Source organism: Glutamicibacter sp. BSL13 (assembly GCF_052928425.1).
Genome location: NZ_JAVGCZ010000012.1, coordinates 37,515 through 58,849 on the forward strand (window position 1 = coordinate 37,515; position 21,335 = coordinate 58,849).

Annotated in this window: 20 protein-coding genes and 1 pseudogene; 7 read left to right on the forward strand and 14 right to left on the reverse strand. The window is 66.2% G+C overall.

What is annotated here, in order from left to right:
- Positions 1–120: 120 nt before the first annotated feature.
- The 3 genes and pseudogenes from RCJ92_RS03780 to RCJ92_RS03790 all read left to right on the forward strand — a co-directional run bounded on the left by RCJ92_RS03780 (position 121) and on the right by RCJ92_RS03790 (position 3,037).
- Complete coding sequence (locus RCJ92_RS03780) at positions 121–885, forward strand: hypothetical protein (RefSeq protein WP_446753797.1); 765 nt, start codon at positions 121–123, stop codon at positions 883–885.
- A 155-nt stretch (positions 886–1,040) separates the two neighbouring features.
- Positions 1,041–2,464: pseudogene (locus RCJ92_RS03785) on the forward strand (KUP/HAK/KT family potassium transporter); the annotation flags it as partial.
- A complete protein-coding gene (locus RCJ92_RS03790) occupies positions 2,462–3,037 on the forward strand; it encodes a KUP/HAK/KT family potassium transporter (RefSeq protein ID WP_446753808.1) in 576 nt (191 codons plus the stop codon). The pseudogene RCJ92_RS03785 and the gene RCJ92_RS03790, both read left to right, overlap by 3 nt.
- A gap of 17 nt (positions 3,038–3,054) precedes the next feature.
- Here RCJ92_RS03790 and RCJ92_RS03795 read toward each other — a convergent pair whose 3' ends face one another.
- Both RCJ92_RS03795 and RCJ92_RS03800 read right to left on the reverse strand, forming a co-directional pair.
- Positions 3,055–3,738 carry a redox-sensing transcriptional repressor Rex gene (locus RCJ92_RS03795; RefSeq protein ID WP_446753798.1) on the reverse strand — a complete coding sequence of 228 codons (684 nt, stop codon included), beginning with the start codon at positions 3,736–3,738 and terminating at the stop codon, positions 3,055–3,057.
- A gap of 44 nt (positions 3,739–3,782) precedes the next feature.
- Positions 3,783–4,031 carry a glutaredoxin family protein gene (locus RCJ92_RS03800; protein WP_246049548.1) on the reverse strand — a complete coding sequence of 83 codons (249 nt, stop codon included), beginning with the start codon at positions 4,029–4,031 and terminating at the stop codon, positions 3,783–3,785.
- A 115-nt stretch (positions 4,032–4,146) separates the two neighbouring features.
- Here RCJ92_RS03800 and RCJ92_RS03805 point away from each other — a divergent pair, with 115 nt between their 5' ends.
- Positions 4,147–4,965, forward strand: a complete 819-nt coding sequence (locus tag RCJ92_RS03805; protein WP_138926656.1) for an HAD family hydrolase — start codon at positions 4,147–4,149, stop codon at positions 4,963–4,965.
- Positions 4,966–5,156: 191 nt separating this feature from the next.
- Here the strand turns inward: RCJ92_RS03805 and RCJ92_RS03810 are convergent, their stop codons facing one another.
- The 5 genes from RCJ92_RS03810 to RCJ92_RS03830 all read right to left on the reverse strand — a co-directional run bounded on the left by RCJ92_RS03810 (position 5,157) and on the right by RCJ92_RS03830 (position 9,035).
- Complete coding sequence (locus RCJ92_RS03810) at positions 5,157–5,255, reverse strand: 30S ribosomal protein bS22 (protein WP_019174583.1); 99 nt, start codon at positions 5,253–5,255, stop codon at positions 5,157–5,159.
- 149 nt (positions 5,256–5,404) lie between these two features.
- A complete protein-coding gene (locus RCJ92_RS03815; RefSeq protein WP_054822018.1) occupies positions 5,405–5,629 on the reverse strand; it encodes a helix-turn-helix domain-containing protein in 225 nt (74 codons plus the stop codon).
- Positions 5,630–5,902: 273 nt separating this feature from the next.
- Positions 5,903–7,246: an NADP-specific glutamate dehydrogenase gene (gene gdhA / locus RCJ92_RS03820; protein ID WP_138176930.1), complete on the reverse strand. Its 1,344-nt coding sequence runs from the start codon at positions 7,244–7,246 to the stop codon at positions 5,903–5,905.
- Positions 7,247–7,405: 159 nt separating this feature from the next.
- On the reverse strand, positions 7,406–7,867 hold the full coding sequence (locus RCJ92_RS03825) for an ArsR/SmtB family transcription factor (RefSeq protein ID WP_446753799.1): 462 nt from the start codon (positions 7,865–7,867) through the stop codon (positions 7,406–7,408).
- Positions 7,868–7,919: 52 nt separating this feature from the next.
- Positions 7,920–9,035: an acetoin utilization protein AcuC gene (locus RCJ92_RS03830; RefSeq protein WP_343834029.1), complete on the reverse strand. Its 1,116-nt coding sequence runs from the start codon at positions 9,033–9,035 to the stop codon at positions 7,920–7,922.
- Between the two features lie 253 nt (positions 9,036–9,288).
- On the opposite strand from RCJ92_RS03830, the gene RCJ92_RS03835 reads away from it, so the two are divergent.
- Positions 9,289–10,722, forward strand: a complete 1,434-nt coding sequence (locus RCJ92_RS03835; RefSeq protein WP_446753800.1) for a TrkH family potassium uptake protein — start codon at positions 9,289–9,291, stop codon at positions 10,720–10,722.
- Complete coding sequence (locus RCJ92_RS03840) at positions 10,715–11,386, forward strand: potassium channel family protein (protein ID WP_054821453.1); 672 nt, start codon at positions 10,715–10,717, stop codon at positions 11,384–11,386. Before RCJ92_RS03835 ends, RCJ92_RS03840 begins: the two co-directional genes overlap by 8 nt.
- Positions 11,387–11,491: 105 nt before the next feature.
- Here the strand turns inward: RCJ92_RS03840 and proC are convergent, their stop codons facing one another.
- The 6 genes from proC to RCJ92_RS03870 form a co-directional block, all read right to left on the reverse strand.
- Positions 11,492–12,334: a pyrroline-5-carboxylate reductase gene (proC, locus tag RCJ92_RS03845; RefSeq protein WP_446753801.1), complete on the reverse strand. Its 843-nt coding sequence runs from the start codon at positions 12,332–12,334 to the stop codon at positions 11,492–11,494.
- Between the two features lie 7 nt (positions 12,335–12,341).
- Complete coding sequence (locus RCJ92_RS03850; protein ID WP_446753802.1) at positions 12,342–13,160, reverse strand: sugar phosphate isomerase/epimerase family protein; 819 nt, start codon at positions 13,158–13,160, stop codon at positions 12,342–12,344.
- A gap of 52 nt (positions 13,161–13,212) precedes the next feature.
- On the reverse strand, positions 13,213–14,235 hold the full coding sequence (locus tag RCJ92_RS03855) for a Ppx/GppA phosphatase family protein (RefSeq protein WP_138176915.1): 1,023 nt from the start codon (positions 14,233–14,235) through the stop codon (positions 13,213–13,215).
- A gap of 29 nt (positions 14,236–14,264) precedes the next feature.
- Complete coding sequence (topA, locus tag RCJ92_RS03860) at positions 14,265–17,072, reverse strand: type I DNA topoisomerase (protein ID WP_446753803.1); 2,808 nt, start codon at positions 17,070–17,072, stop codon at positions 14,265–14,267.
- A 140-nt stretch (positions 17,073–17,212) separates the two neighbouring features.
- Positions 17,213–17,863 (reverse strand): ArsR/SmtB family transcription factor, encoded by a 651-nt coding sequence (locus RCJ92_RS03865; protein WP_446753804.1) that lies wholly within the window; start codon positions 17,861–17,863, stop codon positions 17,213–17,215.
- Positions 17,864–17,886: 23 nt separating this feature from the next.
- Positions 17,887–19,458 carry a DUF7059 domain-containing protein gene (locus RCJ92_RS03870; protein ID WP_446753805.1) on the reverse strand — a complete coding sequence of 524 codons (1,572 nt, stop codon included), beginning with the start codon at positions 19,456–19,458 and terminating at the stop codon, positions 17,887–17,889.
- 60 nt (positions 19,459–19,518) lie between these two features.
- On the opposite strand from RCJ92_RS03870, the gene RCJ92_RS03875 reads away from it, so the two are divergent.
- Positions 19,519–20,100: a GNAT family N-acetyltransferase gene (locus RCJ92_RS03875; protein WP_138176904.1), complete on the forward strand. Its 582-nt coding sequence runs from the start codon at positions 19,519–19,521 to the stop codon at positions 20,098–20,100.
- A 101-nt stretch (positions 20,101–20,201) separates the two neighbouring features.
- Here RCJ92_RS03875 and RCJ92_RS03880 read toward each other — a convergent pair whose 3' ends face one another.
- Positions 20,202–21,101 (reverse strand): IS982 family transposase, encoded by a 900-nt coding sequence (locus RCJ92_RS03880; protein WP_446753806.1) that lies wholly within the window; start codon positions 21,099–21,101, stop codon positions 20,202–20,204.
- Between the last annotated feature and the right edge of the window lie 234 nt (positions 21,102–21,335).

Sequence of the window (21,335 nt, forward strand, 5' to 3'; positions counted from 1 at the left end):
TTCACAGCCTGCGCATGGGATTCGCATATACAAAAACCATCCTTTCGGAGGTGTCCGGCGCAAACCCCCATCCACTAGGGTTGTGGTAGATAATCCAGCAGTCGCATGAAGGAAGTTCCCATGAGTTCCACTGACCCGAACCAGCCCGGCGACCAGCCGCAGGGTTCCACGCCCTACAACCCCTACGGGGGTTCGGCGCCCCAGCCCCCGGCGTACGGCTCCAACCCGTACGGGCAGCCGGATCCTTCGCAACAATCCAATCCCTATGCCCAGCCCCCGCAGTACGCCTACCCTCCATCCGGCGGGTACGCTCCGGTGCAGCCCCCGGCAGAGCGTCCCCGCACCCTGCAGCTGGCGTTCTGGCTGATCCTGGCCGCCGGTGTGGTCTCGGCCCTGAGCAGCTGGCTGCTGGACCGCACCCAGTTCTTCGCCGGCATCATCCGTTCGGAGTGGGACCTGTTCCAGTCCGAACTGCGCCGCCAGATGGAAGCGGATCCGAGCTTGGGCAATGACCCGCAGCTGCAGCAGATGCTGGAGAACCCCGACCAGATGATGAACGCGATCTCCGGGGCGATGACCGCCTTCACCATGGTCTCGATTGTCCTGACCCTGATCGCCTACTTCCTAGTTGGCTTCTTCGTTGGCCGCGGCGTGAACGCCATGCGCATCATCGCCACCGTCCTGGCCGCCCTGTCGCTGCTGGGCCTGCTGAGCGTGGTGCCGACCATCGCGATGTACGCCAATGCCGCGGACGTGGGAATTCTGACCACCGCCTACGTGGCCAGCGTGCTGCTGGGCATCGCCGGCGTCGTGTGCTCCTGGCTGCGTCCCTCCAGCCAGTACATTGCCCAGCGCCGCGCCGCCCGGCAGGCCGGCTACCGCTAGACCGCACCCGCTCACCCAGCCTTCGAACCCCACCGGCACCGGCCTCACGACCCGGAGCGCCGGTGGGGTTCGGTCGTTAACGCCTGGCCGGTTCCCGAAAAAAATATCCCCGGTCCACCGGTTCCTTTCCCCGTCAAGGGGCGCACAATAAGGTCATGGTTGCCCAGCACCGGATCAGCAGGCCGCACCATCGCCCGAACCGTTTTCCCAGGTCGGAACCGTCGCCTCAGGCAAAGCGCGCCGCCGCCGGGCCCAACCGGGGCCGCCGCGGCATCAGCTCCCAGGGGGCGGCCACCGCGGGGCTGGGGGCCCTGGGGGTGGTCTTTGGGGATATCGGCACCAGTCCGCTGTACGCGTTGCACACCGCCTTCAGCATGGAGCACAACGCGGTGCCCGTGGACGCCGAGAACCTCTACGGGGTGATCTCCATGGTGTTGTGGACACTGACCCTGATCGTCACGGTGAAGTATGTGCTGCTGGTGACCCGGGCGGACAACCATGGGCAGGGCGGGATCCTGGCGCTGCTGGGGCTGCTGCGCTCCCGGCTGACCTCCGCCCGAGGCATGGTGCTGGTCACCGTGCTGGCGATGGCCGGGGCGGCGCTGTTCTTCGGCGACTCGGTGATCACCCCGGCAATCTCCGTGCTCAGCGCCGTGGAGGGGATGGCCACCGTCTCCCCGGCCCTGGCCGGGCTCATCCTCCCGGCGGCCGTGGCCGTGCTGCTGGTTTTGTTCGCCATCCAGCCCTTCGGCACCGGCAGGGTCGCCCGCGCCCTGGGACCGATCATGCTCGGCTGGTTCCTCCTCCTGGCGGCGCTGGGGCTGCCGCAGATCGCCGCGCACCCGCAGATCCTGCTGGGATTGTCCCCACAGTGGGCCGGCCTGCTGCTGCTGAACCACCCGGTGCAGGGGTTCATCCTGTTTGGGGCGATCGTGCTGACGGTGACCGGGGCCGAGGCCCTGTACGCGGACATGGGCCTGTTCGGCGCCCGGGCGGTGCGCCGGGCATGGCTGTGGGTGGTGATGCCCGCCCTGCTGCTGGTGTACCTGGGGCAGGGCGCCCTGGTACTGGGTACCCGCAGGCGGTGGAAAACCCGATGTTCTACCTGGCCCCGCCGGCCCTGCGGGTGCCGCTGGTCATCTATGCCACGCTGGCCACCGTGATCGCCTCCCAGGCGGTGATTGCCGGGGCCTACTCGGTGACCCGCCAGGCGATGCGATTGGGGTTGCTGCCCCGGCTGAGCGTGAAGTACACCTCCCGGCGCGACGAGGAACAAATCTACCTTCCCGGCGTGAACTGGGTGCTGTTGGCCGCGGTGCTCACCGTGATGGTGGTCGCCGGGTCCTCCTCCGGGCTGGCCAACGCCTACGGCCTGGCGGTGACCGGGACCCTGCTGCTGGAATCGGTGATCTTCCTGATCTTCGCGGTGCTGGTGTGGCGCTGGCGCTGGTGGAAGGTCGGAGCCTACCTGCTGGCCATCGGGCTGCTGGAAGTGGTGCTGCTGGCGGCGAACTCGGCCAAGCTGCTTTCCGGGGGCTGGGTGCCGCTGGCCCTGGCCGGGGGCATGCTGGTGGTGATGACCACCTGGCAGCGCGGGTTCCGCACCGTGGCGGCCTACCGGGCCGAGCTGGAGGGCTCGTTCAGCGGCTTTGTGGAAGCACTGTCCGCCCCCAACCTGCGCCGTACGGCCGGGGTGGCGGTCTTCCCGCACCCGAACCTGCACAGCACTCCCCTGTCGTTGCTGCTGTGCACCCGGATTTTCCGGATGCTGCACGAACAAGTGGTGATCGTGCGGATCGCCTACGCGCACCGCCCACACGTACCGGTGCACTCGCGCTTTGAGGTGGACCAGCATTTGAGCGCCAGCCACGGCATCACCCGGATCACCATCCACACCGGCTACCTGGACCGGCAGAACATTCCGGCGAACCTGGCGCTGGTGCACGACCAGGTGCCCGAGTGCGACATCGATTTCAGCCAGGCGCTGTATTTCCTCTCGGTGCTCACCCTGCACAGCCCGCACCCGGAAAGCCTGCGCCGGTGGCGGCGCAGGCTGTTTGTGGCATTGGAGAAGAACCAGGCCCCGCGCGCGGAAATGTTCCAGCTGCCGCCCGAACGCACCATCGTGCTCGGCTCCGAGGTGCGGCTCTGAGGTGGAGCCCAAGAATCCTAGGCTTCGGTTCCCAGCCCGGACAGTGGCCCCTGCCCGGTTTCCAGGTCGTTGCGCACCGCGTGGTAGGCCAGGATCTGCAGTTCGGTGGACAGATCCACCCGGCGCACCTCCACCCCCCTGGGGGCACGGATGACGTGCGGGGCGAAGCTGAGGATGCTTTTCACCCCGGCATCGGCCAGCTGGTCCACCAGCGGCTGGGCAGCCGCGCCGGGCACCGCCAGCACCGCGATGTTGATCTGCTGCTCGGTGACCACCGCACCCAGTTCGGCTGCGTCGCGCACCACCAGTTCCCCGACCCGATGCCCCACAAGGTCCGGGTCGCTGTCCAGCATGGCCTTGACGTGGAAGCCGCGGAAACGGAATCCGGCGTACCCGCTCAGGGCGCGCCCGAGGTTGCCGGCCCCGATGATCAGGACCCGCCAGTCCTGATCCAGGCCCAGGGTGCGGCTGATATGGTCGGCCAGTTCGCGCACCACGTAGCCCACCCCGCGGGTGCCGTAGGAGCCCAGCAGCGACAGGTCCTTGCGCAGGATCGCCGGATTCACCCCGGCCGCCTCGGCCAGGACCCCCGAACTGGTGCGTTCCACGCCCTGGGTGTCCAAGGCGTTCAAGGCCCGCAGGTACTGCGTTAGACGCATCAGCGTGGCCTCGGGCAGGATTCGCGGTTCGGATAGGGGCAAGGAGGGCTCTTTCGGTTGGGGTCAGCGGCGGAACGGGCTGCGGCCTAGTGCTCGCGCAGCAGGCGTTCGAGCCGTTGCGGGTCGATTCGCCAGAAGTCCCGGACCTGCCCGTCGATCAGCAGCACCGGCACCTCTTCATGGTGTTGCTCACGCAATTCTGGGCGGGTGTCGATGTCCACTTCACTGAAGCTCATTCCCAGGCGCGAGGTCACCTCGGCCACGGTCTGGCGGGCGGCAGCGCACAAATGGCATTCCTGGCGCACCAACAGCTGGATTTCGGGAGTCTGTTTCACCCTTCCATGTTCTCACGCCGCATCCCGGGCACGGGTGTTGGCGCCGCTTTGCGACGCCCCGCCCGGGGCCGGCCCCGCGGGAAGAAGCGCAGGGCCACCGGCTAAACTTGGGCTAATGGAAGCCAACGAAGTACGGGACACTGCGCAGCATCCTGCCCCCACCGAGGGGCGGATCGCGGCGTTCTTTGACGTTGACAACACCCTGGTGCGCGGAGCCTCGCTGTACGCGGTGGCCCGCAAGATGCACCAGCACAAGTTCTTCCACTTCCGCGAGGTGCTGTTCTTCGCGCTCAAGCAGCTTAGCTTCCTGGCCCGTGGGGAGCACCTGGGCGACATCACCGCCATCCGTGACCGGGCCCTCGACATGGTGCGCGGGGTGAAGGTCGAGCAGATGCGCGAGCTCGGGGATGAGATCTATGACGAATTCATTCACCCCAAGCTGTGGGGCGGGACCGTGGCCATTGCCCGCCAGCACCTGAACGTGGGGCGCGAGGTCTGGCTGGTCACCGCCACCCCCACCGAGGTGGCCGGGGTGATCGCCCGGCGCCTGGAACTGACCGGAGCCCTGGGAACCCGGGTGGAAAGCGAAAACGGGGAATACACCGGACGGCTGACCGGCCCCATCCTGCACGGCGCGGACAAGGCGCAGGCGGTGCTGGAGCTGGCCCAGCAGCAGAACATCAACCTCGCTGGGTCCTGGGGATACTCGGATTCCTACAATGACGTGCCGTTGCTGGAGGTTGTCGGCCACCCGGTGGCCATCAACCCCGATGCCCGGCTGCGCGCCTACGCCAAGGAGCGCGGCTGGCAAGTTTATGACTTCCGCACCGGGCAGCGTGCGGCCCGGGTGAGCCTGAAGCTGGCCGGGGTCATTGGCGCCCTGTGGGCGGCCCGGCGCAGCCTGCAGCGGCTGCGGCACGGCGGCGGCCGCTAACCGGTCTCGGCGCCCAGCGCCTCCCCCATCGCCCATCGGGTAGCTGCTTGGTGGGGGTGCCGGTGTCGAAGGCGGCCCGGTCCTGCGGCGGCACGCCGTCGACAGCTTGGGGATACAACAATCGCCACCGCCAAGGGCAAAGCCTTCGGGCGATGGCGATCATCTCCAAGAACATGTTTCGCGGTGCGAGACTACTTCTTGTTGCGGCGCTGGTGGCGAGTCTTGCGAAGCAGCTTGCGGTGCTTCTTCTTCGACATACGCTTGCGGCGCTTCTTAACAACTGAGCCCATAGTGGTTCCTCACAGACTAAATAAATGCATCGACCGCGTTACCATCAAGCCAACAAAGGCTTCACGCACGGCCGACCGGACGTTAAACGTTCCTTAATAGGTTACCCGCTCCATGGCCGGTTTCTGACCACGGTCATCCTATCTGCCGTCTACCTGCCGTACGATCCAGTTCCCCTGTGAGGATCGACACCTGCGGCCTGCAGGTAGGCTTCAACGGCGTTTTCCGGAACGCGATAGGAGCGGCCGAACTGCACGGCGGGTAAATCACCGGCGTGGATCAGACGATAAACGGTCATCTTTGAAACACGCATCATCTCGGCCACCTCGGCCACAGTCATGAATCGTGCTCCAGCAAAATTCTGTTTATCCGCCATAGGGGACTTTCTCCTGACGCTGATCTCTGTTTCGTCGCGCTGTCGGCATACATGAACTTCTTCGACTTGTGATCAACGTCGGTAACGTCACGTACACCTTCACCATAGTCTACTGGGTGGCCGACCGCTTTTCGAAGCATGAACACACGCGCACGCACCAGTAGTTCGCGATCCGCAAGGTGCCGGACACGCCGCGGGCGCGGCCGTGGCTGTCGCCTGCGGCCGCGCCCGCGGTTCCAAGGCCGTGCCCGGCCCGAAGGCCGAAGCCCGGGCCTAGATCAGCCCCTGGGCGAGCATCGCGTCGGCGACCTTCACGAAACCGGCAATGTTCGCCCCGGCCACGTAGTTGCCCGGTACCCCGTATTCCTCGGCCGTGGCCGCGCACCGGTCGTGGATGCCGATCATGATTTCACTCAGGCGGCGCTCGGTGTGGGCGAAGGACCAGGAGTCACGGCTGGCGTTCTGCTGCATTTCCAGCGCGGAGGTGGCCACGCCACCGGCGTTGGCCGCCTTGCCCGGGCCGAAGAGCACCCCGGCGTCCTGGAACAGGGAAACCGCCTGGGCGGTGCAGGGCATGTTCGCACCTTCGGCCACCGCGATCAGCCCACCGGAAATCATCTTCTTGGCCGAGCTGGCCCCCAACTCGTTCTGGGTGGCGCAGGGAAGGGCGACCGTGCACTTTTCGTCCCACACGTTCCCGTCCGCAACGTAGCGGGCCTTCTTGCTGCCGCGGCGCTTGGCGTATTCGCTGATCCGCTCGCGCTCAACTTCCTTGATCTGGCGCAGCAGCGGAACATCGATGCCGTTCTCATCCACGATGTAGCCGCCAGAGTCCGAGGCCGCCACCACGTGGGCACCGAACTGCTGGGCCTTTTCGATTGCGTGGATCGCCACGTTGCCCGACCCGGAGACCACCACACGCTGGCCCTCAAAGCTGGTGTTGCGGGTGGCGAGCATCTCCTGGGCGAAGAGGACCGCACCGTAGCCGGTGGCTTCCGGACGCACCAGGGACCCACCCCAGCTCAGCCCCTTGCCGGTGAGCACCCCGGACTCGTAGCGGTTGGTGATGCGCTTGTACTGGCCGAACAGGAAGCCGATCTCGCGCCCGCCCACGCCAATGTCCCCGGCCGGGACGTCGGTGTATTCGCCGATGTGCCGGTACAGCTCGGTCATGAAGGACTGGCAGAAGCGCATGACCTCCGCATCGGACTTGCCGCGCGGGTCGAAGTCCGAACCGCCCTTGCCGCCGCCGATGGGCATGCCGGTCAGCGAGTTCTTGAAGATCTGTTCAAAGCCCAGGAACTTCACGGTGCCCAGGTAGACCGAGGGGTGGAAGCGCAGTCCGCCCTTGTAGGGGCCCAGCGCGGAGTTGAACTCGACGCGGAAGCCGCGGTTGATCTGAACCCGTCCGGCGTCATCGGTCCACGGCACACGGAAGATGATCTGGCGTTCCGGCTCGCACATGCGCTGCAGGATCGCGGCTTCGGCGTATTCCGGGTGCTTCTGGGAGACGGCTTCGAGGCTCTCGAAAACCTCGGTAACGGCCTGGTGGAATTCGGCTTCCCCGGGATTCCTGCGGAATACCTCATCGCGGATAGTCGCTAAATGCTGGTCCAAGTTACTCTCCTCATCACTTGGGGCAGGCGCTGGGGCAGAGTTCTACCGCAGAACCGGCGTCACTGCCCCACCGAAGAGAATGCCACGGTGGTGCGCGATGTCGGAAATTTTACGTCAATTTTTTTGTGCCGCACGTAACGTTCGGCGGTGGTGCGCAGCCTAGCGTTTGCGCCCGAAACGGGGGAAACGCTCAATCAGTTCATGGGCCCGGCCGGTGACGTGTTCCAGGCTGCGCCCCACGGTGCGCCCCAGCTGCTGGGCGGCGGTGGTGGCCGGGGTTCCGGCGTTCGCGGGCATCACCGCAGCGGTCGCGGCGGTGACCTCGGTGAGCTGGGCGACGGTTGCCTCCGCCGGCTGCGGCTCGGGCAGGAAGTCCGCGCACCACTGGCCCAGGGTCTCAATGGCGGGCAGGTCCAGGGAATAGATGCGGCGCTGGCCCTGGGCGGTCATGCTCACCAGCGACGCCTCGCGCAGCACCTTCAGGTGCTTGGACACGGTGGGCTGGGAGATCTGCAGGCGCTCGACCAGCATCCCCACGGCCAGGGCCTCGTCCTTCAGTTCCTCCATGATGCGCCGCCGGGTCGGTTCGGCCAGCGCTGCGAACAGTTCATCAATAGCCACAGACATAACCCTAGCGGCATATAGGGCGTTTTGCCGGTAGCCGGTGCCGGGGCTAGTCGAACCAGGGGTCCAGTCCGTAGAGCGGGAAGACTTCCTTGCGGGTGGCGATGATGGAACGGTCCACCGGGTCGGCCGGGTCATAGCCGATCTCCCAGTTGCGCCACCACAGTTCCGCGTCGTCCCCCATCAGGTACGGCATCGCCTTGCCGTAGGTTTCCAGCACGTAGCGCCGGAAGGTCTCGGGCACATAGGTGCGCAGCGGCACCGGCTTGTCCGCGGCAATCGCGATCAGGTGGCTCCAGGTGCGCGGCACCACGGCGGTGACGTTGTACCCGCCCCCGCCGGTGGCGATCCACCGGCCCTCGCAGACCTCATCTGCCAGCTGGGAGATATCCAGCGCCACCTGGCGTTGGGCATCGACGGAGAGCTTCAGGTTGGTCAGGTCATCGTCCCGGTGCGAGTCGCAGCCGTGCTGGGAGACGATCACCTCGGGTTCAAAGGCCTTCACCAGCTGCGGCACCACCGCATGGTAGGCCCGCATCCAGCCGGCGTCCCCGGTCATCGCCGGCAGCGCCAGGTTCACCGCACTGCCACGCGCCCGCTCCCCGCCGATCTCGTTTGCGAACCCGGTGCCGGGAAACAGGCTCATCCCGGATTCATGGATGGAGATGGTCAGCACCCGCTCCTCGTCCCAGAACAGGGATTCGGTGCCGTCCCCGTGGTGCGCGTCCACGTCGATGTAGCACACCCGCTGCACCCCCTGATCCAGCAGGAACTGGATGGCGGCGGCCGCATCGTTGTAGATGCAAAACCCACTGGCCTTCTCCCGCGCCGCATGGTGCATCCCGCCGGCGAAGTTCACCGCCCGCACCGCCTTTTGCTGCACGATGGCCTCGGCGGCAACCAGGGAGCCGCCGAAGAGCCGGGCGCTGGCCTCGTGCATGCCGGCGAACGCCGGATCATCCTCCGTGCCCAGCCCGTAGTCCGGGGCCTGGAGGGTGGGGTCCTGGCTGACCCTGCGCACCTGGTCCAGGTAGTCCTGCGAATGCACGGTGAGCAATTCGCTGTCCGCGGCAACGGTGGGCGGTGCCACCTCCAGGTTCGCCCCGCGCATCACCCCCAGCTCCTGGCTCAGGCGCATGGTCAGCTCCAGGCGGGAGGGATGCATGGGGTGGTAGTCGCTGAACTTGTACTGCAGGTACTTTTCATCCCAGACCACCAGTGTCGGGCGCGGAGCACGTTGAGGTTGTAGCACGTCTTCTACGCTACCGGATTGTGACCGAACTCAATGCGTCGGCTCACATTTGTGCCCCAGTGCCACCTTGGCGCCGCGTGCGCCTGCGCGCAGGCGGTGCGGGGCGTAGATTACTCTGAAGAGTCAGTACTTCTATCCCCACTTCTTTCCCGCAGGAGAGGCATCGATGAGCGACCCCATGCAGCAGCGCCCCAGCGGGCCCGCTGACAGCTTGTGGTTACGCAAACGCAAGCAGCTGTTGCGCGTCAAGGCGGCACTGTCCGACTTCACCGCCCGCTCCCCCGCCCGGCTGGCCCTGGGCGCGTTCCTGCTGGTGATCACCCTGTTCACCGCGCTGCTCTCCGCGCCCTTCGCCTCGGCCAGCGGCGAACCCACCCCGTTGCACGACGCGCTGTTCACTGCCGTCTCCGCGGTGTGCGTGACCGGTCTGACCACGGTGAGCACCGCGGTGCACTGGTCGTTCTTTGGCCAGCTGATTCTTCTGGTGGCGATGTTCATTGGCGGGTTGGGGATCCTCACGATCGCCTCCCTGCTCTCCCTGGCGGTGTCCAAGCGCCTGGGCGTGCGTGGGAAGCTGGTGGCGCAAAGTTCGATGAACACGGCCGCGACCTCCACCCTGGGTGAGGTTGGTTCGCTGCTGCGCGTGGTGATCCTGACCGCGATCACCCTGCAGGGCCTGCTCTCGCTGCTGCTGATTCCACGCTTCTACGTGCTGGGCGAAGGCCCGCTCTCGGCGATCTGGCACGGGGTGTTCTACGCCGTCTCGGCGTTTAACAATGTGGGCTTCACCCCGCACTCCAATGGGCTGGTGCCCTATGAGATGGACCTGTGGATCCTGATCCCGCTGATGCTCGGGGTGTTCGTCGGTTCGCTGGGCTTCCCGGTGATCATGGTGTTGGCCGCGCACCGGCTGAACCACCGGCGCTGGACGCTGCATGCGAAGCTGACGCTGCTGACCACCACGATCCTGTTGCTGAGCGGCACCGTGCTGTGGCTGCTCTTTGAATGGAACAACCAGCGCACCATCGGCGGGGAGGATGCCGGGGAGAAGATCGTCAATGCGCTCTTCGCCTCGGTGATGATGCGTTCGGGCGGGATGAACCTGGTGGAGCCCTCCGACATGCAGCCGGTGACGGTGCTGCTGACCGATGCGCTGATGTTCGCCGGCGGCGGCTCGGCCTCCACCGCCGGCGGCATCAAGGTCACCACCATTGCGGTGATGTTCCTGGCGATCTTCGCCGAGGTGCGTGGCGACAAGGAGGTGCGCGCCTTTGGCCGCCGCCTGCCCGAGAGCACCATGCGCGTGGCGATCTCGGTGGTCGTGCTCGGTGCCACGCTGGTGGCGGTGGCGGTGGGGGCGCTGCTGGTCATTGATGACACGCTCTCCTTCCAGCGGGCGCTGTTCGAATCAATCTCCGCTTTTGGCACCGTGGGGCTGAGCATGAATGTTTCGGCCGAACTGCCCCCGGAGGGCAAGTACGTGCTCTCGGCGCTGATGTTCGCCGGGCGCATCGGTAGCATTACCTTGGCAAGCGCGCTGACCATGCGCCAGCGCGATACCCTGTACCAGTTCCCGGAAGAGAGGCCGATCATTGGCTGATAGATCTATTTCGCACAATGCTCCGGTCCTGGTGATCGGGCTGGGCCGTTTCGGCATCGCGGTGGCCGAGCAGCTGGTCAAGCAGGGCCGTGAGGTCCTGGCCATTGAACGTGACCCCGAACTGGTGCAGAAGTGGGCCAGTTCGCTGACCCACGTGGTGGCCGCGGACGCCACGAACATCGACGCGCTTCGCCAGTTGGGCGCCCAGGAATTCTCCTCCGCCGTGGTCGGGGTGGGCACCTCCATCGAGTCCTCCGTGCTGATCACCGTGAACCTGGTGGATCTGGGGATCGAGCACCTGTGGGTCAAGGCGATCACCCCGGCCCACGGCAAGATCCTCACCCGCATCGGGGCGAACCACGTGATCTACCCGGAAGCGGACGCCGGGGTGCGCGCCGCCCACCTGGTGGGCGGGCGGATGCTGGACTTCATCGAATTCGATGACGGGTTCGCGATCGTGAAGATGTACCCGCCAAAGGAAACCCAGGGCTTCACCCTGGCCGAATCCAATGTGCGTTCCAAGTACGGGGTGACGATTGTGGGGGTGAAGTCCCCCGGCGAGGACTTCACCTACGCCGTGCCCGATACGGTGGTCACCCGCCGCGACGTACTGATCGTCTCAGGACACGTGGACCTGCTCGAGCGCTTCGCCTCCCGCCCCTAGCCGGGCCCGGACGCCCAAAGACCACGGCCGGTGGCCAGAACCCCGAAGGGTCCAGGCCGCCGGCCTTTGCGTGAGCGTGCTGCGCGTGTTCCCGGATTGTGCCGGCTAGCCCAGTTCGCGGCTGATCTGGGCGGCGCGCTGGGCGGCGGCGGCGGCGCCGTCGGCGATGAGCTGCTCCATGCCGCCCTTTTGGAAGGTGGCGATCGCCTGCTCGGTGGTGCCGTTGGGGCTGGTGACCTTCTTGCGCAGGTGCCCGGGGTTCGCCTGCGGATCGGCCAGCATCTTTCCGGCCCCGGCGACGGTGGCCCGGGCCAGGTCGATGGCCAGCTGCTCGTCGAGGCCCAACTTCATCCCGGCCTTGGCCATCGCCTCGGCCAGGAAGAAGCCGTAGGCCGGCCCGGAGCCGGAGATCGCCGAGAGCGCGTCCTGCTGGGCCTCCTCGATCACGTGCACCTCACCGGAGCCGGCGAACAGGTCAATGACCTGCTGCAGCTGCTGTTCACTGACGGCCGGGGCCGGGCTAAGGCCCACCACCCCGGCCCCCACCTGCAGCGGGGTGTTGGGCATGGCGCGCACCAGCGGCTGGTCCTGCGGCAGGTGGGCGGCCATGGACTGCAGGGTGATGGCCGCGGCCACCGAAACCACCACGGTCTGCGGGCGCAGCGCTGCGGAGATCTGGTCGCACAGCTCGGTGATCCCCACCGGCTTGACCCCCAGGAAGACGACGTCCGCCTCGGCCGCGACCCGCGCGTTCGCCTCGGGATCCTGCCCGGTCACCACCACGTTCACTCCCAGCTCGCGCAGCTCGGCCTCACGCGCGTCGCTGCGGATGGTCGCGGTGATCAGCTTCGGGTCGTGCCCGGCTCCCAGGATGCCGCGCAGGATCGCCCCGTTCATGGAGCCGGTGCCCAAAAAGGCCAGGGTCAACGAGTTGGTCAGTTCGCTCATGGTGTCCTTACTTCGTTCGATCTGCGGTATCCGGCAGCGCCAGGTGGGTGCGGGCGTATTCGAGGGTTTCCCCCAGCCACTGTTCCTTCTGCCCGGTGCCCTTGGCCTTGCGGGTGGAGACCTCCACCGCGATGACCCCGCCAAAGTCGGTGTCGCGCAGGTACTGCAGGGTTTCGGCCACCGGCTGGGTGCCGCGCCCGGGCACCAGGTGTTCGTCCTTGCCGTTGTTCAGCCCGTCGCACAGGTGCAGGTGCGCCAGGCGCTCCCCCAGCTGCTCCACGGCCTTGCGCGAATCCATCTCGGCGATCGCCGCGTGGGAGAAATCCCAGGTGACGTGCGGGTAGGACTGCGGTACCGGGTCCCAGTGCGGCAGGTACATCTTCGCTTCGCGTCCGCGGGCCCGCCACGGGTACATGTTCTCCACCGCGATCTTCATCCCGGTCGAGTCGGTCAGCCGCTGCACTCCCCCGGCGAACTCCAGGGCATAGTTCCCCTGCCAGCGGAACGGCGGGTGGGCCACGACGACCTCGGCCCCCACGGCCTGGGCCAGGATTACCGAGCGTTCGATTTTTGCCCACGCCGAGCCCCACACCTGCTGGGTGAGCAGCAGCGTCGGGGCGTGGACGGCCCGAATAGGCAGCTGGTACTTGTCCATCAGCGCCAGCAGGGCGGTGGCCGACTGGGTGGCCTGGTTGCCGGTGATCAGCACCTCCAGCCCGTCGTAGCCCACATCCTTGGCCACCGCGAACGCGTCGTGCACGGTCAGGGGGTAGACCGAGGCACTGGACAGCGTGATGGGGATTGACGTTGTTGCAGGCTCTTGCATGACTCAGCCCCTTCTTCCAAGCACTGGTGTGCCGATCAACCCCGAGCCGGGGCTAATTCGTTTCCGCGGGTGCGGGCAGTTGCCCCATCCCGGCACCGAGCGCTACCTCTCCAACTCCCACGCTACTACTTAGCGGAGTCGAAGAGTCAAACAAGACATGATCAAAACGGCGCAGCATCAGCCCTTCACGCAGCGCCCACGGGCAAATGCGCAGGTGTTTGATCTTCAGTTTCTTCATGGCCTCGATCGCCACCAACGCGCCGGCCAGCAGCTGCGGGGCCCGCACCTGGGAAACCCCGGGCAGTTCGGCGCGTTCCTCCCAGCTCATGGCCATCAGCCGGTTCGTCCACAGTTTCAGGCTTTCGCGTTCCAGCACCCGCTTCACATAGGGCCCCTCGGTGCTGGGGGCGGCCCCGGTAATCCGGGCCAGGGAGCGGAAGGTCTTGGAGGTGGCGGTGGCCAGGGACGGTTTGCCGTACTGGGCCAGCTCCGTGGTGGGGTCCGAGAGCACATCGCGCACATAGGTGCGCAGCTCCTTGACCTGCTTGGGGGTGGGCCGGTCATCGGGCAGCCATTCGCGGGTCAGCCGCCCGGCGCCCAGCGGCACCGAGTAGGCCACCTGCGGGAATTCATCGTTGCCCAGGGCCAGTTCCAGCGACCCGCCGCCCATGTCCAGGTTCAGGATCGAGTCGTAGGCCCAGCCGAACCAGCGGCGCACCGCATAGAACGTCATGCCCGCTTCCTCTTCACCCGAAAGCTCCAGCAGCTTCACCCCGGTCTCGGCCTCCACGCGTTCCAACACGTGGGCGCCGTTGGAGGATTCGCGGATCGCGGAGGTGCAGAAGGCCATGAAGTCCTCCACCCGGTGGCTGCGCGCGAACCGGGAGGCCTCGGTGATGAAGCCGATCAGTTCGCGCTGCCCCTCCTCGGTGATGGCCCCGTACTCGTTCAGGTACTGCACCAGGGAGAGCGGGCGCTTGTGCGACGCGTAGGGGTTGGGCCGGGCGCCGGGGTAGGCGTCCACCAGCAGCAGGTGCACGGTGTTCGAACCGATGTCCAGTACGCCCAGCCTCATCAGATGTCCTTCGCGTCGGGTAGCCTGCGCTACTTCTCGGTCTTCTTCGCGGTGGTCTTGGCCGTGGTGGCCTTCTTTGCCGTGGAGGCCTTCGTGGTGCTCTTCTTGGTGGTCGTCGCCTTCTTGGCCGGGGCCTTCTTGGCGGCGCTCTTGCGCTTGACCGGGCCGCGGGCCCGTTTCTCGGCCAGCAGCTCGATGGCCTTTTCCCGGGTCAGCTCCTCGATCGCGGTGCCTCGCGGGACGGTGATGTTCGTTTCCCCGTCGGTGATGTATGGTCCGAAGCGTCCGTCCTTGACCACGATGTTCTTCTCACTGGTCGGGTCGGTGCCGAATTCGGCCAGCGGCGGCACCGCGGCACGCCGGCCGCGCTGCTTGGGCTGGGCGTAGATCGCCAGCGCCTCCTCCAGGGTGATGGTGAAGATCTGCTCCTCGGATTCAATGGAACGCGAGTCGCTGCCCTTCTTCAGGTACGGGCCGAAGCGCCCGTTCTGCACCGTGATTTCCTCACCCTCGGCATCGGTGCCCACCACGCGCGGCAGGCTCAGCAGCTTCAGCGCCTCCTCCAGGGTGACGGTCTCAATGCTCATTGACTTGAACAGCGAACCGGTGCGCGGCTTGATCTTGGCCGGCTTCTTCGGCGGCTTGGGCTTGCCGTTCTTGTAGTACTCCACCGGCTGGGCGGCCAGTTCCTCGGCGGTCGGCTCCGGGATCACCTCGGTGACGTAGGCCCCGTAGCGCCCGTCCTTGGCCAGGATGGTGCGCCCGGTCTGCGGATCCACCCCCAGCTCGCGTTCGGAAACCTGCGAGTTGGCGAACAGCTCCTCGGCCTTTTCCGCCGTCAGCTCATCCGGGGCCAGGTCCTCGGGCACGTTCGCGCGCTCAGGGGTGGCGTCCTCGGCCGCATCGGCGGGCAGGGCGCGTTCCAGGTAGGGGCCGAACTTGCCGACGCGCAGCACGATGTCATCGGTGATGGCAATGGAGTTGATGGCCCGGGCGTCAATGTCCCCCAGGTTTTCCACCACGTGCTTCAGCCCGCTGGCCGCGTCGCTGCCGAAGTAGAACAGGTTCAGCCAGTCGCTGCGGGCGCGCTGGCCCTTGGCGATCTCGTCCAGGTCATCTTCCAGCCGGGCGGTGAAGTCGTAGTCCACGTACTGGGCGAAGTGCTCCTCCAGCAGGCGGATCACCGAGAAGGCGATCCAGCTGGGCACCAGGGCGCCGCCGCGCTTGGTGACGTAGCCACGGTCCATGATGGTTGAAATGGTCGGCGCGTAGGTGGAGGGGCGCCCGATCTCCCGCTTTTCCAGTTCCGCCACGATCGAGGCTTCGGTGTAGCGGGCCGGCGGGGTGGTTTCGTGGCCCAGGGCCTCCAGTTCGGTGCCGTTCAGCCCGTCCCCGACCTTCAGCTGCGGCAGGCGGGCCTCGGCGGACTCGCTGGCCTCGGCCTCCGGGGTGGTGTCCTTGCCCTCCTCGTAGGCGGCCAGGAAGCCGCGGAAGGTGATCACGGTGCCGGAGGCGGAGAACTCGGCCACCCGCTGGTCGCTGGCGGTGCCGGCCAGCTTGATGGTGGCGGTAAAGCCCTTCGCGTCGGACATCTGGGAGGCGACGGTGCGCTTCCAGATCAGCTCGTACAGCGTGTACTCGTCCTTGCTCAGCGAGGCGCGCACATCCCTGGGCCGGCGGAACATGTCACCGGCCGGGCGGATGGCTTCGTGGGCCTCCTGCGCGGCGTCGGTCTTGGCCTTGTAGACGCGCGGACGCTCGGGCACCGAGTCCGCGCCGTACAGTTCGGTGGCCTGGGTGCGGGCCGCGTGCACGGCCTCGTTGGAGAGGAACACCGAGTCGGTACGCATATAGGTGATGTAGCCGTTTTCATACAGGCGCTGAGCGACCTGCATGGTGATCCGCGAGCTCCAGCGCAGCTTGCGCGAGGCCTCCTGCTGCAGCGTGGAGGTGGTGAATGGTGCGGCCGGGCGGCGGGTGTAGGGCTTGTCCTCCACCGAGGTGACCTTGAAATCGGCCTCGACCAGGTTTTCCACCAGTGAGCGGGCGGCCGTCTCGTCAAGGTGGGTCACCGCGCTGCGCGAGCTCTTGAGCTGCCCACGGTCATCGAAGTCGCGGCCGGAGGCCACGCGGGCCCCGTCCACGGAGGAAAGCTTGGCGGCAAAGGATTCGGCGTTGCCGGTGGCGAAGACGCCCTTGATGTCCCAGTAGCCGGCGGAGATGAACGCCATGCGTTCGCGTTCACGCTCCACCACCAGGCGGGTGGCCACCGACTGAACACGGCCGGCGGAGAGCCCGCGGGCGATCTTGCGCCAGAGCACCGGGGAGATTTCATAGCCGTAGAGGCGGTCCAGCACGCGCCGGGTCTCCTGCGCGTCCACCAGGTCGGTGTCCAGTTCGCGCATGTTGCCCAGGGCGCGTTCGATGCCCTCCTTGGTGATCTCGGTGAAGGCCAGGCGGCGCACCGGCACCTTGGGCTTGAGCACCTGCAGCAGGTGCCACGCGATGGCTTCGCCCTCGCGGTCCGCATCTGTGGCCAGGTAGAGCTCGTCGGCTTCCTTCAGCTTGGCCTTCAGCTCGGAGACGCGCTTCTTCTTGTCCGGGTACACCACGTAGTAGGGCTCGAAGTCGTTGTCCAGGTCGACCGCAAACTTGCCCACCGAGGTCTTCTTCAGCTCGGTCGGCAGTTCCGAGGGCTGGGGAAGGTCACGGATGTGCCCCACCGAGGCGTCCACGTCGAAGCCTTCGCCCAGGTACTTGGCAATCGACTTCACTTTGGCAGGGGACTCGACGATGACGAGCTTCTTACCGGTTTTTTCCTTGGCCTTCGGGGGCACGGCTCTCCTTCACACGGTGTCGGCAACAACCCGACCCCGAAACTATCAGACCCGCTGTCGTTGTCGCCAAGATGCATCCATGGCTCCAGTGCTGAGCCACGATTCCCGATGATCATACATCGGGCAGCAGCCTGTCCTTGCTACGCCCCGGCCGGGGAAGGATGCGGGTACTCGGGCAACAACGATACCAAGTAGAACATCCGGGTGGAGTGGATACTGCGCTCCTCGGCTGTGGCCATGGCCTCATATTCGTAGATCAGGTCCATCAGCCGGCGGTTAAATTCCTTCTGCTTGTCCTCCGGGAGGAACACCAGCCCGCTGCTGAGCAGCGGTGGGCGGTCCGCGGGGGCCACGATGCCGGCCTTGGCCTCGGCCTCGCGGCGGGCCACCTCGGCGTTCAGCCGGGTGCGGAAGTTGTTCAGCTGCACATTCAGGTAGGCGGTCTTGGCGTTGGCCGAACCGTCGTGGGTGTTCAGCTCCAGGCGTTCACCGGCCGCCTTCCACCGGCGTTCGCGCGCATCACCCTCATTGGCGGCGCGCACCACGTATCCGTACTTCTCCAGCGCCCGCAGGTGGTAGCTCATCGCACTGGGGGTCAGGGAGCACAAGGTGGCCAGCTCGGTGGCGGTGCGTGTGGTCTGGGAGGCAAAGAGTTCGTCGAGCACGATGAGCCGGGCGTCGTGGGCCAGCGCGCGAATCGCCTGGGGGTCGGTGATGGACACCAGTTTCGGGTCCGGCGCGGCCCCAGGGGCCTGGTGCTCGTCAGGCCTCTCGGATGTGTTCTGTGTCATACCGAAAAACTTTAGTCCTTGTTTCACACTTTGCGAAGAAAGCCATGCCGGATTAAGCGTTCCACCCCGTCACGTAGGCGATCGGCGAAGGATTCATCCCCCTCCCCGATCAGCGCGTCCAGCGCATTGACCAGCTGGTCCACGCTCAGTTCCCCGTCACTGGCGGACACGAACCCGGCCTGGGCGGTGTCCAGCACCTCGCTGCGGCGCAGCCCCGCGCCCTGGCGCAGCAGGATCACCCCGGGATGTTCGGCGCCCGGGCGCTGGTGGCGCTCCTCGGTCACGTCCTCCGCGACCTCCAGGTGCCACTGTCCCCATTGCCCGTTGGCGGCACGCAGCTCGGCTGCGGTGTGCAGGTCCCGCTGCAGGAAGGGCGCCAGCGGCTGCTGGACCGGGTGGGTGATGGATTCGAAACGCTGCTCGGGCCGATGCCCGTCCCGGGCCAGGCCAAGGTAGACGTAGCCGAACCCGATCCCGGCGACCGAACGGCCGGCAAAGTCATCCAGGTACGCCTGGTAGGCCTGCTGATACTGTTCGGGGTCCTGGTCCTGGGAGGCATCGCGCAGCCAGGTTTCGGCGTACAGGCTGGGGCTGGACTGCTCCCGCTGGATGACCCAGACATCCAATGCCGGATCAAACCACGGGCGGATCCGCTGATCCCAGGGCTGCTCGCCCAGCGGGATTTCCCAATTCGCCAGCATCTGTGCACTGCCCCCGGGCTCCAGGTAGCTGGGCAGCTGCGAAATCAGGGCCTGGACCAGGCTGTCCCCGGCCATCCCGCCATCACGGTAGGTGAAGATCGCTTCGTCCTCCGCGCGCGGGGTGATGACAAAGGGCGGGTTGGTGGCGATCAGGTCAAAGCGCTGCCCCTGTACCGGTTCAAACAGGCTGCCGCACCGCAGGCTCACCCGCTCCTCCAGCCGAGCCGGATCCACCTCCAGCTGCCGGTGGTTCAGCAGCAGGTTAAACCGGGTGAAGGCCAGGGCGCGCACGGAAAGGTCGGTGGCCGTGACATGCCGGCAGTGGGCCAGCAGGTGGAATGTCTGGATGCCGCACCCGGTGCCCAAATCCAGGGCCCGGTCCACCTGGGGACGCAACGTGATCTGCGCCAGGGTCAAGGACGCCTGGCCGATGCCCAGCACATGGTCCGCCCGCAGGACCCCGGGGCGCTGGTGCGCGCCCAGGTCGTGCGCCACCCACAGTTCCGCGGAGCTGTCCGATGCGTGTGGGGTCAGGGCCACCCTGGCCCGCAGCCCTGGACCATACTGCTCAATCAATCCCAGCCGCAAAAGCCCCTGCACCCCGGTGCGGCTGAAGGCCGCATCGATCCGGTCGGCCGGGTAGCCCTGGCCCAGCTGGAACAACCCAATCACCGTGGCCAGCCCGGACTGCTTCGGGGTCGCCCGGCGCACCTGGCGCAATGCCGGCGGGATCTGGTCGCGGCCGAACGCCTCCACCGCTTCCTGCCCGAGCAGGGCCGTGATCGCATCGAACGTGAAGTCCAGTGCGGTTAGATCGAAATACAGGGAATCAAGCAGCGCCTGCTGGTCACTGCGTGGGGCGTCGTCAACGGCGGCAAAATCGGTGGAAGTCACAATTGCGATTCTAGCTAGTTGCGGCAGAAATGACCGGGGGCAGGCGCGTACGATGCGGTCATGGCCTTAGTCACCGTCACCTACCTGCAGCAAACCGATCCCTCCCAGCTGGTCCCCTCCTCGCGTCCCCTGCCCGAGGATGCGCGCATCGACTGGGTCCAGCAGATCACCCCGGAGTTCTCCCGCTTCCTGTACCTGGGGGTGGGCAGCGAACTGCACTGGGCCGATCGCCTGGTGCTCACCCGTCGACAGTGGCTGGAGCAACTGCGGGCCCCGGGCTCCGAAACCCATGTGCTCTACCGCCATGGGGCTCCGCAGGGGTACATCGAGTTGGCCGCTGTGCCCGGCACCGCCGGGACCGAGGTGGAAATCTTCTACTTCGGCCTCTTCCCCCAGGCCATCGGCCAGGGGCTGGGTGGCGCCCTGCTCACCGAGGGGATCCGGCGGGCCTGGACACTGGACGAACGCCATGCCGGGATGGCGCCGGTCAGCCGGGTGTGGCTGCACACCTGCTCCCTGGATGGGCAGCAGGCCCTGCCGAACTACCAGGCCCGCGGGTTCACGGTCTATGACGTGCAGGAAGAGCAGACCGAGGTGCGCGATCCTTCCAAGGACCTGTGGCCCGACGCTTCCCGGGTGTAGCCCGAAACGAAGCAAGGCCTGGAGATCCCCACCAGGGATCTCCAAGCCTTCACACTGTAGCCGGGCCTAGATGATTAATTCCTATTGATGGCCCCGCGTTCTCAGTGATCATACGCAACCAAGGAGCGCTTGCGCGGGGCATCGATCTTCCAGTTATGCCAGATCGCGGCCGCCATGGCCAGCAGCTTGGATGCGACCCTGGCCATCACCCCTTCCAGGGTCCGGGCTCCATGGCGTTCCAGACCGAGCTGGCCCTTGAGAGTGTCGAAAACCGACTCGACCCACTGGCGAATCCCGCCGAAGTCCCCGAAGCGCGGCTTCTCATCCTTCCGGTCCGGGCGCACCAGATGCGCCTTGAGACCATGGGTGATGAACGCTTCGAATTCGTTGCCGGCAAATCCCTTGTCGGCCAGGATGACTTGCCCGTCGGCGACCAGGTCGCTGCTGGCATCGAGCATTGCAGCGATCGCTTCGCGTTCGCCGATCTTCGGGTTGGCCAGCCCCCAGACGACCGGCATGCCCTCCGGCGTGCAGGCCAGGTAGAGCCGGAACCCCCAGAAGAACCTGGAATGCGAGGCGCAGTACCCGTAGCCGGCCTGCCCGGCCAGGTCCGAGCGTTTGACCGTTTCGCGCGACTGGCCACAAGGTACCGGGGTGGAATCCAGCAGTCGCAGCACATCACCCCAGGTGGGAACGTCCTTGGCCAGGACGGTGAGGGTGTGGGAGATCAGCGGGGCGGCGGCGCGGATGCGCTTGTTGTATCCGGATTGCTGGGGGATGTGGGGGAACATGTCTTTCAGATGGGTGCGGGCGTAGCGGATCCACCGGGTTTCGGAGCAGTCCCCATGCAGCAGGTGCTGGGCCACGGCCAGGCAGAGCAGTTCCGCGTCGCTGAGCAAGCGGCGGCGGCCGGGCCGCTGCCTGGTAGGCACGGTCGGGATGACATGGTCGGTGATGAACACGTAAAGTGTTGTCAGGAGGGTGTTGAGGTTTTTGTTCACACCATAATTCTTAACACTCTCCGCTAAGCTTTAAAAGCCCTCTGACTAGATTTTCCGTCCTGTTCAGGGGGCTTTGTTATAGGTCCGGCGCGTTAGGACTTATTCATCTAGACGATATGAGGTGTAGGGCTTGGTAGGTCTGGTCAGAGCTGGAACCTCCGCTTCATAATGATTGAACGCTCTACGGCGTAGCGTGGATCACCAACATGATCACCACGAACCCGTGGATTTCCT